Origin of the sequence: Rhodohalobacter sp. 614A, assembly GCF_021462415.1 — a bacterium.
GTDB lineage: Bacteria > Bacteroidota > Rhodothermia > Balneolales > Balneolaceae > Rhodohalobacter.
Genome location: NZ_JAKEDS010000004.1, coordinates 91,425 through 105,932 on the forward strand (window position 1 = coordinate 91,425; position 14,508 = coordinate 105,932).

Annotated in this window: 19 protein-coding genes; 6 read left to right on the forward strand and 13 right to left on the reverse strand. The window is 42.1% G+C overall.

Annotated features, from left to right (window positions below; translation table 11 throughout):
- Positions 1–6 precede the first annotated feature (6 nt).
- The 13 genes from atpH to L0B18_RS17430 all read right to left on the reverse strand — a co-directional run bounded on the left by atpH (position 7) and on the right by L0B18_RS17430 (position 10,620).
- The gene (gene atpH / locus L0B18_RS17375) at positions 7–552 is read right to left on the reverse strand and encodes an ATP synthase F1 subunit delta (protein ID WP_234573119.1); all 546 of its coding nucleotides are present in this window, start codon (positions 550–552) and stop codon (positions 7–9) included.
- Between the two features lie 3 nt (positions 553–555).
- The gene (gene atpF / locus L0B18_RS17380) at positions 556–1,089 is read right to left on the reverse strand and encodes a F0F1 ATP synthase subunit B (RefSeq protein ID WP_234573121.1); all 534 of its coding nucleotides are present in this window, start codon (positions 1,087–1,089) and stop codon (positions 556–558) included.
- An 18-nt stretch (positions 1,090–1,107) separates the two neighbouring features.
- Complete coding sequence (atpE, locus tag L0B18_RS17385) at positions 1,108–1,323, reverse strand: ATP synthase F0 subunit C (RefSeq protein WP_165141563.1); 216 nt, start codon at positions 1,321–1,323, stop codon at positions 1,108–1,110.
- Positions 1,324–1,386: 63 nt separating this feature from the next.
- Positions 1,387–2,448, reverse strand: a complete 1,062-nt coding sequence (atpB, locus tag L0B18_RS17390) for a F0F1 ATP synthase subunit A (RefSeq protein WP_234573123.1) — start codon at positions 2,446–2,448, stop codon at positions 1,387–1,389.
- A gap of 21 nt (positions 2,449–2,469) precedes the next feature.
- The gene (locus L0B18_RS17395) at positions 2,470–2,835 is read right to left on the reverse strand and encodes a hypothetical protein (protein WP_234573125.1); all 366 of its coding nucleotides are present in this window, start codon (positions 2,833–2,835) and stop codon (positions 2,470–2,472) included.
- A 12-nt stretch (positions 2,836–2,847) separates the two neighbouring features.
- Entirely contained in the window at positions 2,848–3,063 is a 216-nt protein-coding gene (locus L0B18_RS19920; RefSeq protein WP_370647606.1) for an AtpZ/AtpI family protein, read from the reverse strand.
- Positions 3,064–3,074: 11 nt separating this feature from the next.
- Positions 3,075–3,521, reverse strand: coding sequence for a bactofilin family protein (locus tag L0B18_RS17400; protein WP_234573127.1), 447 nt, complete (start codon positions 3,519–3,521; stop codon positions 3,075–3,077).
- Positions 3,522–3,529: 8 nt separating this feature from the next.
- Positions 3,530–4,396 (reverse strand): M23 family metallopeptidase, encoded by an 867-nt coding sequence (locus tag L0B18_RS17405; protein ID WP_234573128.1) that lies wholly within the window; start codon positions 4,394–4,396, stop codon positions 3,530–3,532.
- 47 nt (positions 4,397–4,443) lie between these two features.
- On the reverse strand, positions 4,444–5,919 hold the full coding sequence (gene guaB / locus L0B18_RS17410; protein ID WP_234573129.1) for an IMP dehydrogenase: 1,476 nt from the start codon (positions 5,917–5,919) through the stop codon (positions 4,444–4,446).
- A 79-nt stretch (positions 5,920–5,998) separates the two neighbouring features.
- Entirely contained in the window at positions 5,999–6,322 is a 324-nt protein-coding gene (locus L0B18_RS17415; RefSeq protein ID WP_234573131.1) for a hypothetical protein, read from the reverse strand.
- A 188-nt stretch (positions 6,323–6,510) separates the two neighbouring features.
- Entirely contained in the window at positions 6,511–7,395 is an 885-nt protein-coding gene (locus L0B18_RS17420; protein WP_234573134.1) for a cell division protein FtsX, read from the reverse strand.
- A 10-nt stretch (positions 7,396–7,405) separates the two neighbouring features.
- Complete coding sequence (locus L0B18_RS17425) at positions 7,406–9,352, reverse strand: putative porin (protein WP_234573135.1); 1,947 nt, start codon at positions 9,350–9,352, stop codon at positions 7,406–7,408.
- The gene (locus tag L0B18_RS17430; protein ID WP_234573137.1) at positions 9,352–10,620 is read right to left on the reverse strand and encodes a competence/damage-inducible protein A; all 1,269 of its coding nucleotides are present in this window, start codon (positions 10,618–10,620) and stop codon (positions 9,352–9,354) included. Before L0B18_RS17430 ends, L0B18_RS17425 begins: the two co-directional genes overlap by 1 nt.
- Positions 10,621–10,808: 188 nt before the next feature.
- Here L0B18_RS17430 and pgsA point away from each other — a divergent pair, with 188 nt between their 5' ends.
- The 6 genes from pgsA to L0B18_RS17460 all read left to right on the forward strand — a co-directional run bounded on the left by pgsA (position 10,809) and on the right by L0B18_RS17460 (position 14,441).
- Complete coding sequence (gene pgsA, locus L0B18_RS17435; RefSeq protein WP_234573138.1) at positions 10,809–11,402, forward strand: CDP-diacylglycerol--glycerol-3-phosphate 3-phosphatidyltransferase; 594 nt, start codon at positions 10,809–10,811, stop codon at positions 11,400–11,402.
- Positions 11,399–11,872 carry a phosphatidylglycerophosphatase A family protein gene (locus L0B18_RS17440; protein ID WP_234573139.1) on the forward strand — a complete coding sequence of 158 codons (474 nt, stop codon included), beginning with the start codon at positions 11,399–11,401 and terminating at the stop codon, positions 11,870–11,872. The genes pgsA and L0B18_RS17440 overlap by 4 nt, the downstream gene beginning before the upstream one ends.
- Before the next feature lie 109 nt (positions 11,873–11,981).
- A complete protein-coding gene (pyrE, locus tag L0B18_RS17445; protein ID WP_234573141.1) occupies positions 11,982–12,623 on the forward strand; it encodes an orotate phosphoribosyltransferase in 642 nt (213 codons plus the stop codon).
- Positions 12,611–13,084 (forward strand): hypothetical protein, encoded by a 474-nt coding sequence (locus tag L0B18_RS17450; protein ID WP_234573143.1) that lies wholly within the window; start codon positions 12,611–12,613, stop codon positions 13,082–13,084. Before pyrE ends, L0B18_RS17450 begins: the two co-directional genes overlap by 13 nt.
- A 38-nt stretch (positions 13,085–13,122) precedes the next feature.
- A complete protein-coding gene (locus tag L0B18_RS17455) occupies positions 13,123–13,587 on the forward strand; it encodes an FKBP-type peptidyl-prolyl cis-trans isomerase (RefSeq protein WP_234573146.1) in 465 nt (154 codons plus the stop codon).
- Between the two features lie 50 nt (positions 13,588–13,637).
- Positions 13,638–14,441 (forward strand): FKBP-type peptidyl-prolyl cis-trans isomerase, encoded by an 804-nt coding sequence (locus L0B18_RS17460; RefSeq protein ID WP_234573149.1) that lies wholly within the window; start codon positions 13,638–13,640, stop codon positions 14,439–14,441.
- Positions 14,442–14,508: the final 67 nt, after the last annotated feature.

Here is a 14,508-nt window from a genome sequence, read left to right on the forward strand (position 1 = left end):
AATTTTTTATTCAACTGCAGTTGAAGTCAATCGATGCTTCAACTGATTTAATTTAAATTTAACAGATCCATCCACTACGGTATCATCTATCCGATACTTCAGCCCGCCAATGAGCTCTTCATCAACTTCTGTTTTAAACTCAACTTTCTTGCCGGTAGTTTGCTCAATACTCTTCCTCAATGCTTCTAATTGAGCTTTTTCCAGTTTATTGGCGGAAGTAACACTTACTTCTATGATGCCTTTATGGCGATTGTATAATTCAATAAAATTTTTGGAGATATCCTCAAAAAGAGATTCTCTGTCCTTCTTCGACAAAAGCTCATAGAGCTGAAGGGTAATATCCTGAACCTTATCTTTAAAGATCGCTTCAACTGCTTTTTTCTTTTGATCTTTTTTAACGATAGGATTTTTCAGGAATAACCTCAGTTCATCAGATGCCCCAATGGTATTTTTAATCAAGAGCATATCTTCCCTGGCCTTTTCGAGAGTGTCTTGCTCGATTGCTATTTCCAGGAAAGCGTTTGCGTATCGCCGTGCAGCCTTTGTACTCATTGATTAATTGGTTTTTGGCAGATCGTTGATAAATGAATCAACCAATTCCTTGTTTTTCTCTTTATCCAGTTCTGAGTGGATGATGACAGAGGCAGATTTAACAGCCAGTTCCGCAACTTCATTTCTAAGATCCTGAAGTGCTCGCTGTTTTTCCTGCTCAATTGTATTGCGGGCGTCTTCGAGAATTTTAGCCGCGTCTTTCTTGGCCTTCTCAATTTTTTCGTTCCGCAATATTTCGGCATCCTCCAGGGCTTCTTTCCGAATTTTCTGAGCTTTTACTTCAGCTTCGCGTAAAGCTTTTTCGTTGTCTTTGGAGATCTGTTCCGCCTTGGCAAGAGCCTTTTCAGCGGATTCCAATGACTCCTTGATTCGTTCTTCACGCTCAGAAAGTGCACCCATAATCAGCGGAACAGCATACTTGGCCATTACAATCAGAAAAAGAATCAGGGTAATGGCAACCCATATGGCAAATCCACTGTTAAAATTGAGGATTCCTCCCCCACCGCCACTTGCTGCTTCTGCAAAAATCAGCGTCATGATTGAGTTGATTTATGATTAAGCGAAGAAAACGAGTAGAATACAAACAATAGCTGCAATAAGAGCAACACCTTCAATAAGAGCGGCTGTCAAAATCATAGCACCACGGATGTCGCCTGAAGCTTCAGGTTGACGTGCAATGCTTTCTACGGCTCCTTTACCAATCATACCGATACCAATACCGGCACCAATTGCCGCGATTCCTGCTCCGATTCCTGCTGCTAATAAACCCATAATTTTTACCTTGTTTTGTTTTTGTCGTGTTTTGAGTATTAGTAATAGATATTAAAAGTTCTTTTATGCGTGCATTTCCACGCCTTCCTCGTAATCATGATGCTCATGTTCTTCAGCAGCCATTCCAATAAATACCGCCGAAAGCAGGGTAAAAATGTATGCCTGCAATACACCAACAAAGGCCTTTAAAACATAGAGTGCCACGGTCAATGGAACTACTAAAATACTGGACCCGAGACCAAAGGCCGGACTAAAAAATTCCGTAAAAATAAATATCAGCCCCAAGATACAAATAATCATAATCTTGCCAGACAACATGTTCGCAAACAGACGCACTGCCAGAGCAAGTGGCTTGGTGAACAAACCTAAAATTTCGATGGGCGTTAAAATCAATCTCATAAGCGGCGGCACGCCGGGAAACATAAACACGTGCTCCCAGTGATCTTTCGAACCGTTCCACTGTGTGAGAAAAAATGTAAAAGCGGCTAAAATTGCCGTTACTGTAATATCTGCTGTTGCCGTAACACCCCATGGTAACAATCCAAACAAATTCATAAAGGTGATCGCAACAAATACCGCAAACAAATACGGAACAAATTTCTTGTATTTACTCTCGGTTATGTTTGGTTTTGCAATTTCATCCCGAACAAAAACAAAGGTGAGTTCGAACAAATTCTGAAACCAGCCTGTTGGCTCTGTCTCACGGCCCGCTCCTTTCTTATACTTACGCGCCATGGAAATGGTTATCCAAAGCGTTAGAACAATGGCAAACCAGAAATACATCAAGTGCGAAGTGATGGACATATCCAACACAATTTCATTCCCTGTTGTAGATACGAGGCTGTGGTCCGGCAATTCTTCAAATTCTCCGGATTCAACGGCTGCTTCTGTCGTTGCATAAACCTTGGGCAGGGCACTTCCTTCAACAAAAATAATCCGCGGAAGGTATACATGGTATCCGGCCACATCAAGATAATGGTGGTCCTGAACTTTCCCGATTACATCGATTGGATTTTCACTCTGACTCTCTTCAGTATCAGTAGCGTCTGCGGCTGTCAATGCAGTAGGATTTATGGTCAATAAAAAGAGAGCTGTAACAGCTATCCGACGCAAAATTCGACTCATCTTAAAAGGTAGTATTCTCGATTATTTTGAGAGTTTATAATTCAGAAATATCACTTCGTTTACAGAATGAAAAATATACGAAATTATAAAACTAACAGTAAAACTAAATTCGTGGATTTTTGTCACTGTAAGAATAAGGATGAATATAACGCAAACGATAAGGAAGCGAACAAACAGTGAGATAAAGTACAGGCGAAGAAAATTCTCGTCGGCATCTTTGTAGATGGAGGACGAAACCAAGTGAACGATAACTGCAAAGAGCCCAAGAAAATAGCCGGTTGCCCAGCCAATTTGTTCCTGGATTGGCAGCATCAAAATCAGAACCAAAACAAGAAGGGCAAATATTAAAACGCTGAGCCGCAAATATTTTGGTACTTCTTTTATCATATCAGAAATAAATCAACTCTTATTCCCTGTGTCTCTTGCGATCCTTATGAAAATGGCGAGCATTAAAACAATTCCCAGAAAAATTCCCGACAGTAAAAACCAGGGGGATGTTTGAAATTTTTCATCCAGCCAATAGCCGGCTAAAATAGGCACGGCAAAGGAGGCTGCAATCTCTACCCCAAGGCTTGCATATTCTAAATACTTTCTATTTTTAGGATCATTGAACAAACAATTGCTCGCTATGCTTTTTCTTTCACCACGGTTGATTCTGCATAATCTGCATCTGTTGCTCCGTCAATATTGGCTTCTTGCGCACCCATTCTGCAGTTACCGTTAATCTGAGCACCCTCTTCAACCAAAAGAGTTTTGGTTAAAATATCTCCGCCAACTGAGGCCGACTGTCTCAGGCTAAGTTTGCTTGATACTTTAATAGTTCCCTCAACTTTTCCTGCAATATCTGCTTCAGCCGAAGTAATATTTCCGTCAATCTGAGCGGTTGAGCTAACGATTACTTTCCCTTTACAAATCACCTCACCTTCCAGCCGGCCGGAAATGCGAATGTCGTTTTGGGATTTAATGGTTCCTTTTATTTTTGTGCCTTCACTAATCATATTCAGGGAAGGTGATTTTTGAGTTGTACCGTTCACGTTATTCTCTGGGTTATTGGGTTTATTATTATTAAACATTTAGAAAATTACTCCATAAGATACATAAGTGGATTTTGGGGAACACCATTCTTCCAAATCTCAAGATGCAGGTGAGACCCGGAACTCAAAATCCCGCTGTTTCCAACAAGACCGAGAAGATCGCCTTTCAACACCACATCGCCCTGCTCTTTCAGAAGTCTGGCACTGTGCTTATAAACACTCATTATGCCATCTGAATGCTGGACGTATATTACATATCCATAGTTAATTGTCCAACCCGTATTCACAACTGTTCCATCAGCAATGGACCGGAACTCTGTATTCATATTAGCGGCAAGGTCAATTCCGAAGTGCCCGTCATCAGTTGAATAACCTTGCGTTAATACTCCGTCTACCGGATAAAAACTTGGAAAATCAGGGCCTTTTGCAAGTTTTGAAGACGTAATAATTTGATTCTGGTTCAGCATCTCAAAGGTTGGAACAGAAACCGAACCGCGCCATGTGCTATTTTCATCAGCAGCTTCACTATCATTGTATTCTATGATATCATTGTTCACCACAAAACTGGTATCAGGTACCGTTCTCAGGAAGTTTTTTAAATCATTTAGTTGAACTTCCCGGGCATAGAGTGAATCCTGAAGCGCTTCAACCCTTTCATTAATAGCAATAACTTCATCGCGAAACCGGTCATCAATTTGTTGTTGATAGATTGAACTGAGCGGTGTAACGAAGAAAATTGCTACCGTAAAAATAATGGCAAGAACAGCTACAACAATACCCGTTTTTATAACATCAAGAGATGTAAGCTTGAATGTATTAGACGCATCCGGATCGTTTTCATCCAGAACCACGACGGTCACCTTACCTTCTTTCTCCGAGAATATTTTTCTAAGAAAATCCCACATTGTATGCATGCTGGCGAAAGAAGTCTCTTTCTTTTGATATCAATTACGATTTATAATCAGGATACGGAATAGTTCGGAGCTTCTTTAGTAATCTGTACGGAATGCGGATGTCCCTCGCGGTAACTGGCTGCTGATATCTGTACAAATTCGGCTTGCTTGAGTTCATCAATAGTGGTTGCTCCTACATATCCCATGGCCGCGCGCAAACCACCTGTCATCTGGTGAACCACTTCACTTAAATAGCCTTTATAAGGAACGCGGCCTTCAATTCCTTCAGGAACGAGTTTAAGATCGTCTTCCACATCCTGGAAGTAGCGGTCGCTGGAACCTTTTGCCATCGCTCCCAAACTTCCCATCCCCCGATACGATTTGTATTTCCTGGATTCATAAATAATGGTCTCGCCCGGACTTTCATCCACTCCGGCAAACATGGAACCCATCATTACAGCATCAGCGCCACCGGCTATGGCTTTTGGAATATCTCCGGTCTGTTTGATGCCACCGTCGGCAATCAAACCAATTCCATTTTCCTTGGTGAACTCGGCAATTTCCATAATGGCGGAAAGCTGAGGTACGCCAACACCCGTTACAATACGGGTTGTACAAATAGATCCCGGACCTACTCCTACTTTTACAACATCCGCACCGGACTCGGCAAGAGCTTCTGCAGCAGCACGGGTGGCAATATTCCCGCCAACCACATTCAAATCTTTATAAGTTGATTTAATTTTCCTCACCGCATTCAACACACCTTGCGAGTGTCCGTGTGCCGTGTCAACCGTCACAATATCCACACCACATTCTACTAAGGCATCCACGCGATCCATTGTATCGGGTGTAACTCCTACTGCGGCGCCTACCCGCAAACGGCCCATTTCGTCTTTACAGGCATTTGGGAAGTTCATTTTCTTCTCAATGTCCTTAAACGTAATCAACCCGACCAGCACCTTATTCTTATCAACAATGGGAAGTTTCTCTACTTTATATTGTTGAAGAATCTCTTCAGCCTCTTCCAAGCTTGTATTTTCTTTTGCAGTGATGAGATCTTCACTGGTCATAATTGTATCGAGACGTTTATCTACGTAGTGTTCAAACCGTAAATCCCGATTCGTAACAATACCGATTAGTCTATTTCCTTGTTCTACAATCGGTATTCCGCCAATTTTATGCTTTTTCATCAATGCCCGGGCGTCTTTCACCGTCGCAGTTGGAGGAAGTGTTACGGGATCAACAATCATTCCGCTCTCACTTCTTTTCACCAACCGAACGTGCTCGGCCTGATCTTCGATGGACATGTTCTTATGAAGCATGGCAATGCCGCCTTCTCGTGCAAGCGCAATGGCAAGGCGGTATTCCGAAACAGTATCCATCGCCGCACTGAAAACCGGCGTGTTTAATGTAATGGTTGGAGTGAGTTTTACTTTTGTATCAACATCGCGCGGTAAAACCTGAGAGTAAGATGGTACAAGAAGAACATCATCATATGTTAATCCCTGGCGGGTAATACTGGCGAAGGGGGAGGAATTCGTCATGGAAAAATTTACTTTTTTTACAGTTTGGTAAAGATAAAAAATCCATGTGAACTTCCTTACCTCAAATCGGAATAAATGTTTAGAGTTTTGTCACCTTTAAGGCATTCAGAGCTGTATCCAAAGAGCAGATTCCATCAAGATAACTATTTACCCAAAAATCAACGCTCTCACGCCGTCTCTGAACCCCGGCACACGTGGTTGAATAACGGCCATTGAGTTCATCTATATATCCTTTCACGTCTGTTTCGATGGCGAACTTGAGTTCGTCAGGCAGATCTCCCCATCCAATCAGGCTGAACATTTCTTCCAGTTCTTTATATTCTTTCTCTGCTTTCCGGAAGATGGAAATAAGAATGGGTTCGTGTTTTGTGACCAGATTCAATTTTTTTGCTGCATTTGTCATTGTGATATGTGGTTTGTTTGATGTTATACCACAATGTAAATCGGCAAAGTGACAAGTGAGTGTCACCCCTTGATAATTTTTTTTACTCGTCATACCGAACGAACAGAAAGGCTAGTCACCATTCAAGAATATCAGTCCTGACTACGAGATCCTTCGATTGTTTCATTCCTTCTAAATGAAATACAAGACTACGAGGAAACCCCCATATCCTTGATAAACTTGTGGGCAGCCCAACGGCTTCCCCACCACCCCAGAAATATGGCCAGCAGAATAATCCCTCCAACTAAATAGTACCATTTACCAAACGGCCAGGAAAGCACGCCGATTTGCGGCATGAAGTACGGAATACCCCAATAAAAGAGTGAATAGACAACTACCGCAGCCAGTCCTCCTGCAATCAACCCCTGGAGGATTCCCTCAACAAGAAAAGGCCTGCGGATGAACGCGTTTGTGGCTCCCACAAGTTTCATGGCTTTTATGAGATCCCGTTTGGCATAAATAGTAAGACGAATGGTATTAAAAACGAGAATCATGGCTACCAGCAAAATGAAAATCCCGATAGCTCCGCCAAACATAAAGAGCGTATCCGTTCGGGATTCGATCATCTGTAAAAGTGCCATATTGAATCTTACCTCATCCACCCCTTCATACGTGTTAATCTCCTGGACGAGAGAATCGACCTGGGCAACGGTATAATCTTCAGTAATAACCAGCCGGAATGATGCGGGAAGAAAATCCAGCTCTGCAATGGCTTCTCCACCGGTGCCGAATTCCTGCTGAAAAACCTGTGCGGCACTATCTTTTGAAATATAGGAAAGGCCGGTAACACCTGGATTTTCGGTAAGCCGCCCCTCCATTAGTTGTACTTCTGTGCTATTTAAATCATCAAGAAACACTTCCACTTCCACTTGTTGTTGAAGGAGTTGGGTTACTTCGTAAGCATTATATCCCAACCGGAAAAGTACGCCGATCAACAGAACAGCGATAAAAAGCGAGAACATAGAAGTGAGTGCAGCGAGCCGGGCTCTTCCCAATCCTGCAAATCCTTCTTTTATAACATATCCTATACTCATCAAAAAAACTCTAATTTGTAAAAAGAACTCTGATTCCAAACCTGAATCGGCGTCCCGGCATGGGGTGTCCTACCGATTCAAAGTACCCCAGCTGTTCAACTTGGTCAAGTACATTTTCCCATTTCAAAAGTACCATAAACCACCTGATTCGAGCCGACACATCTACATCTAACCGATAGTAAGAGGGGTTGATAAACTCATTTGTTCCATGCTGCCATCTATTTAATGGTGTAATAAATTCAGCCGTTCGAAACGGATTCAGCGAATAAATTCCGGAAAGCCCGGCCTTCACAAAGGTGGCACGATCAAAAAGATAGTTTTTCCAATAGAAATTACTCTTAATCCAAATCCTCTCGCCGGATGACGCCAAAGTTTGATTGACCGGATGGATACTATCTGAGGAATACTCTTTATATGTGCCGGACACTTCTCCCTCAAAGATCCGTGAATTAAGAGATAGCCATGCCGTTCCGCTGGTTATAGTATAAGGATCAATATTTTGGAAAAGATCCTCATGAACAAAAACCGCATTTGTAGTTTCCCTGATATCAGCCCGCACACCAAGCGTAAGAGTTTTCAAAAAATCAATTTCTGCCTGTGCCCCCAGAAAGTTCGATTCTTCATTAAGCAGATCGGATGAACCCACATACTCTTCTGACTGCCAATATAACGATTGATTATCCGGGGCTTTTGACAGAGTTCCGGCAAAACCAGAGAGTCGTATTCGTTGAATGGGCGAAAAAATGAGGCGTCCGGAATATTCTACAGACTCCCGGCCATCGTCCCAATATTCAGTTGACAAAAACCCGTTGAGTTCAAAAAGCCGGCTGATTTTTTGAGTCGCATCAATGCTTACCTCTCCACCAATCCAGCTGGTTTCTGCCAGGTTGGATTTCTCCTTTTCATTCAACACAAAACCACGTACGGTTCCATAGATCTCGGTAGAACCAAAAGAAAGCCGCTGCCGGGCAAATAATTCGAAATTTGAGAAATTTGTTGCCAGCGTATCTGCATTATACTCCAGAGACCATTTGCTGGTTTGATAGTGCAATCCAAAAATAGTTGAAACATTGCTTAATGTATCGGCCCTGTGATGCATTTGAACGTACACATCATTCGAAGTTTGATTGGAAGATGCATTAGTCTGGATTGGATTTGCCACAAATGTATTAAATGGAAAGAAAACCGGATCTGTTATGGAATAACCAAATGGTTCTTCACGGTCCATTCCGTTATTGATGTATCCGAACTTCAGCAGCCATCTGTTATTTAACTGATGATACCCGCGCACAACAGCCTGTTTGCCCACAACTGCGCGTCGGCGATATCCACCTCCATCCCTCCGATCCCAAAATGAAAGCTCCAGGTTTGTTCTTTTTTGAAAGTTTTGGGTGAATGAAAACTCAAGGCTGCGATGATCATATTTGCTCTCATCAAAATTCAGATAGGTTCGGGGTTGAACCAAATAGTGATCTCTCAATATTGCGCGGGAACGATATGATGCGCCATAACTGGCTTCATAAAAACGACTGATTTTGTGAATGGGCAGCCGGTTCCAGTTTACATTTCCGGTTAGCGGATCATTGAGATCCAATCCTTCCAATTCCAAATTCATATGCCGGGTCTCAAAGCTATGGAGAAGAATTCCATCCATTCGTCCTAATGTCCCCGTCCGATAAGTAATAGCTCCTCTTTCGCTATGAAATTTGTTGAATAGGTTTAAGAGATTCACCCATCGAAGCGTGCTGTCCGTTTCACTCATCTCAAAGGATTCGGGGAAGTTGTAATTCCAAACATGCACAGTATCGGGAATAACCTCCTCCTCTTCTTCAGCCATGCCGGGAACCTGTCCGGTGGTATCCGCCATAGCGGGTGCAGGCAGCGTATCCTGAACAGCCTCAATTGGCATCACCTGCAAAAAGCCAAAAACAACAGCAAAGAGTGAAGCTATCAACATCAGGGCAGTTGAGGTTTAAGTTCGTACGGCAGGCTGTCCATTTCCAACAGTTTTCGCCGTACACATTCCAATACTACCATCACCGTTCTCTCTTTATTCACAAGCCGGTTATTTGTAAAGATGGATTTCAGGGCAAAATGTTCACCCATAATCCAAAACCCCATCCAGACAAGGCCAACCGGTTTTTCTTCTGTCCCGCCATCCGGACCGGCAATTCCTGTTGTAGAAACCCCGATATCTGTCTCCAAATGTTCTGCAACTCCCCTGGCCATCTGCAATGCCACGGTTTTGCTTACGGCTCCTTCTTCATCCAACGAGTGTTGTGAAACACCTAAAATCTCTTTTTTTACTTCGTTAGCGTAGGCTACAACACCGCCCATCATATAGCGTGAACTTCCGGCGATATCTGTAATTTCATTTGCCAGCAAACCGCCTGTGCAGCTTTCTGCCGTGGCAATCGTCAGGTTTTTCTCAACAAGCAGCTTTCCCACAACTTCAGAAAGAGACAAATCCTTTCCTTGTCCGTAGATATAATTTCCGGCCCTATCCGCTAATTTCTTTCGAAGCTGTACCAATTTTCCCTCCGAATTTGCGTTGATCCGAATCGTAACTCCACTGGGATTCGGCAAATATGCAATTCCAACTCCATTTGATGTGTACTCATCCAGGTTCCCGATCTGATCACTTAATGTGCTTTCCGGAATTCCTGCCGTTTTATAATACTCTGTTATAACTTCGTCACGCTCATGAAAGTATTCGGTTGCCTTTTTTGAAACCTGATTTTCCATCAGGTGCTTCATTTCGTACGGCACTCCCGGCAGGACAGCCACACATCTTCCATTTTTTTCAAACCACATGCCGGGTGCCGTTCCCTGTGTGTTGAACAGAACGTCACAGTTTTCCGGCACAAGCGCTTGTTCCCGGTTTGATTTGGAAAAAACAAAGCCTCTTTTCTCAAAAATGGATTGAATGTGCTTCAATACGTGTTTGTTTTCAACCAATTGGCTGTCAAAGAGTTGGGCAACAGCTTTTTTAGTGATATCATCATGCGTGGGGCCCAACCCACCTGTCACAATAGTCAGGCCGGCCTTCTTTAAAGAATCAGAAATCTGTTCTGTAATTGCAGTAAAATCATCAGGAATAGAAATCATCTTCTGCACAGAAAAACCCCATTCCGTAAGTTTACTGCCAATCCAGGATGCATTTGTGTTAACGGTATCCCCGATCAGTAACTCATTGCCAATTGTGATGATATTTGCTTTAATCATAGAAGTGAAAATAGGACTTTGCTGAACATGTATGAAATACAGATCGTATTCCTTTTATTAACGACAAAACTCAATAGAATTTTAGAAAATAACCCAAATCTGTTTCACTCGTATACCTGCTTGAAAAACGGATTTAAAATCCGACAGATCTGAATTACATTTCATTATCTAGAATGATAACTTAAGGCGTGGAAAAAGTACCAAATATTCTTAGCAGTTTTCGGCTTATTCTGGCCCCCATTTTTCTGATTTTATTTATTCAGGACCAGGTTTTTTGGAGAGCCCTTAGTCTTGTAATCTTTATAGTGGCTGCTGCAACCGATTTTGTTGATGGCTATATTGCCCGCCGATTTAACGTTGAAAGTGATTTTGGCGTTTTTCTGGATCCCCTTGCCGACAAATTTCTAACCTTTGCCGGTTTTGTCTGTCTCCCTTTTCTCGATCCCAATCAATTCCCGTGGTGGGCCGTTGTTCTGATTGTAATTCGCGACATTATCATTACCTCGCTCCGTATTTATGCAAACCGAAAGGGATTTTCAATGGAAACACGAGCTACTGCAAAAGCCAAAACAGCTCTGCAGATGGTATTCCTTTACATTGCACTTTTCTTTGGGCTCTTGATGCTTTTCAGGGGCCGATTTGGTGAAGTCATTCAGAATGTTCTGGCTTCTGATGTTTTCTTTTGGGGAATGATGGTTGTGGTTGCTGTCACGCTGTACTCCGGCATCGAGTACCTGGTCGTTAACCGTGCACTTTTCAGCAAAAAAGCGGAACGGCCATGAATATAAAATTAGTGTTCGGAACACTTTTCGGTACCGGCTTTTTACCCAACGCCCCCGGTACCTGGGGAAGTTTGGTCACTTTACCTGCTGTTTACATTGTTGCATACTTTTTCCCGCTATTTGGAATTCCCATCTTCTTTGTCACCTCCTGTGTAGTATCCATGCTGTGTGCTGAAGAAGCGCAAAAAGTTTACGGACATGATCCATCTCAATTTGTGCTTGATGAGTGCGCCGGCCAAAGCCTCGTATTTATTGCAACAGGTTTTACATTTGTTTTTGTGGAAGATCTTCTGACACTCCTTATTGGATTCCTCTTTTTCCGTTTCTTTGATATTCTCAAACCCCTGGGTATTGATAAGTTGCAAAAATTGCCCGGAGAAATTGGTATATTAGCTGACGATCTTCTTGCGGGTGTCTATGCGCTTATTTGTCTACATCTTTCGGAGTATATTCACCTTGCACTCTTTTGAGAAGAGTTTACAGATCGTTATCAAAAACGTTTTTAAAAAATTAAACTGAAACCATATTAATTCATTTTACGATACGTTGTATTTAATTTGACAGAATATTTCGAAACGCATGATTATTGATAAGACATATTCCAGAGAGCTTGCAAAATCATTACTTGATATTAATGCAGTGATTCTCAGGCCAAACAACCCATTTACGTGGGCTTCTGGCTGGAACTCCCCCATCTACTGCGACAATCGGTTAACCCTTCGTTATCCCGAAATTCGCAGAAAAATTTCACGGGCTTTTATAAATATTATTGAAGATAAATTCCCCCAGGTTGAGGTAATTACAGGAACGGCCACAGCAGGAATTCCACATGCCGCCTGGGTTGCCGGCAGCCTTGACAAACCCCTGGCCTATGTTCGTGCAAAAGCAAAAGCATATGGACTTGGAAACCAGATTGAAGGAGGTGTCGATAAAGGCCAGTCTACCATTGTCATTGAAGATCTTGTTTCTACAGGCGGGTCTGCCATTTCAGTAATTGATGCACTCCAATTTATTGGTGCCGATGTACAGGGGCTACTCAGCATTTTCACATATGGATTTGATAAATCCGTACAGAAGTTCGAAGAAAAAGAGATCCCTTTCTACAGTTTAACAGACTACACAACTTTGATTGATGTTGCCCTTGAAACGGGTAAAATCAAAGATGAAGATCTGAAATTGCTAAACGCCTGGAGAAAGAACCCCGACACATGGCCGAATTAAGCAGCAAAGCTCTCGCAACTTTCACAGCAGCATCCTCTGCCCTGATTCTTACCGAAAGCCTGCGCTTAATCCGAAATTACCGTTATTACAATAATCTTTCTGATAACAGAGCTTCACGTAACGAACTCATCGATAAGGTTCGGGAAGTTCGAAAACTTTCTTTTGCCCTTCATAACCTGATGAGCAAAAACGAACCCGATGAAGCGCCGTTCTTTGTAACCATTGCAGGTGGAATCAATGATTTGCTGGAAGAAATTCATCGAAAGCTCCTGTTTTTTGACGCTGACGATATTGTAGATGTAATCCCCAAAATTGATGAGCAGAGAAAGTTTTGGGCTGATTTTAACGAGGTAGACTTTTATGATTCGGGCTTAGAGAAAGAATTGGAACATTCGATTCCCGAAGCTCTTATTTCAATCGAAAAAATACTGATAGGTCTTCCTCCGTTTGCAAGTGTATAACTGTTATATCTATCTACTGAATTTAATCTAACTGCTCAATGAAACGGTCTGCTTTACTTCCTCTTTTTGCAGCTTCTGTACTGGTTTTGTCAGGGCCAAACGAATCCTGTGATGACCACGACCGCCAGGCGAACACAGAGTACCTTCAACAAAACGCTCAAAATGAAGATGTAACTGAAACCGACAGCGGCCTTCAATACCGTATAATTGAGACGAGTGACGGCCCCGTGCCTGCAGCTTCAGACTCAGTTCGAATAGATTTCGTAGGCAGATTTATTGATGGAACAATCTTTGATACAACCAGCGATTTGCCCAACGGACTAACATTCAAAGTTGAAAATTTCACACTGGATGGCGTTCGGGAAGGAATCCTGTTAATGGAAGAAGGGGCCACTTATGAATTTGTAGTTCCCTCCAACCTGGGTTTTGGAGAAACCACAGCCGGAGACATCTGTCCGGGTACTACTCTTATTTTTGAACTTTCCCTGGTTGAAATTTTTTAACAGAGAATGTGTCCATTATTTACTCAACGAATATCTTTAAATCTATTTTTATGAAAAATTTTAAACTTGCTTTAATTCCACTTTTTATACTTCTAACAGGTTGTCTTGACAGCTCAAGCTCCAGTTATGATGACACTGACGACCTCGCTTTCTACGAAGAATTTTCTCAGCAAAACAACGTAACAAAAACAAGCAGTGGACTTTTATATCGCGTTATAGAAGAAGGTGAAGGTGTAAAACCCGGGCCTGAATCTATTGTTTTGGTTCATCTTGAAGGAGCAACTATAGATGAAAGTACTTCTGTTAATACATTTGAAAATGATACACCTACTCTTATTCTTCTTCAGTATGACCTTGCGGGTTACCAGGAAGGAATTCAGTTAATGAACATTGGCAGTATGTATGAGATGGTTTTTCCGACACAACTCGCTTTTGGAGATGGTAGGGTGATCCACTTTGAAAGAATCAGACTTTTAAACACACAAGAAGGTTTTGTTGAAGGTTATACGCAACAAGAGGATGTAACAACTACTGATAGCGGCCTTCGATACCGTGTTATTCAAGAAGGTGAAGGAGAAAGCCCCGATGAAAATTCTTCCGTTGTTGTAAATTATACGGGCACCTTAATAAATGGCTTGGAGTTTGGTTCACAAGAATCCGTTACATTTAATTTGGGAGGCACAAATCCACCAATTGAAGGATTCGGTGAAGGACTCCAATTAATGTCACCCGGCTCAACTTACGAATTTTTATTACCTGCAAATCTTGCGTATGGCAATCAACCTCCCACAAATTCTTATATATATCCTGGTGCCGTACTTCTTTTTGAAGTAGAACTTCTCAGTATCCAGTAAAAATATTTGCTTTAGAATTAAGCTGTTAACATTCCATTATCTTGGTTATTTTTGATGGCTCAGTCGA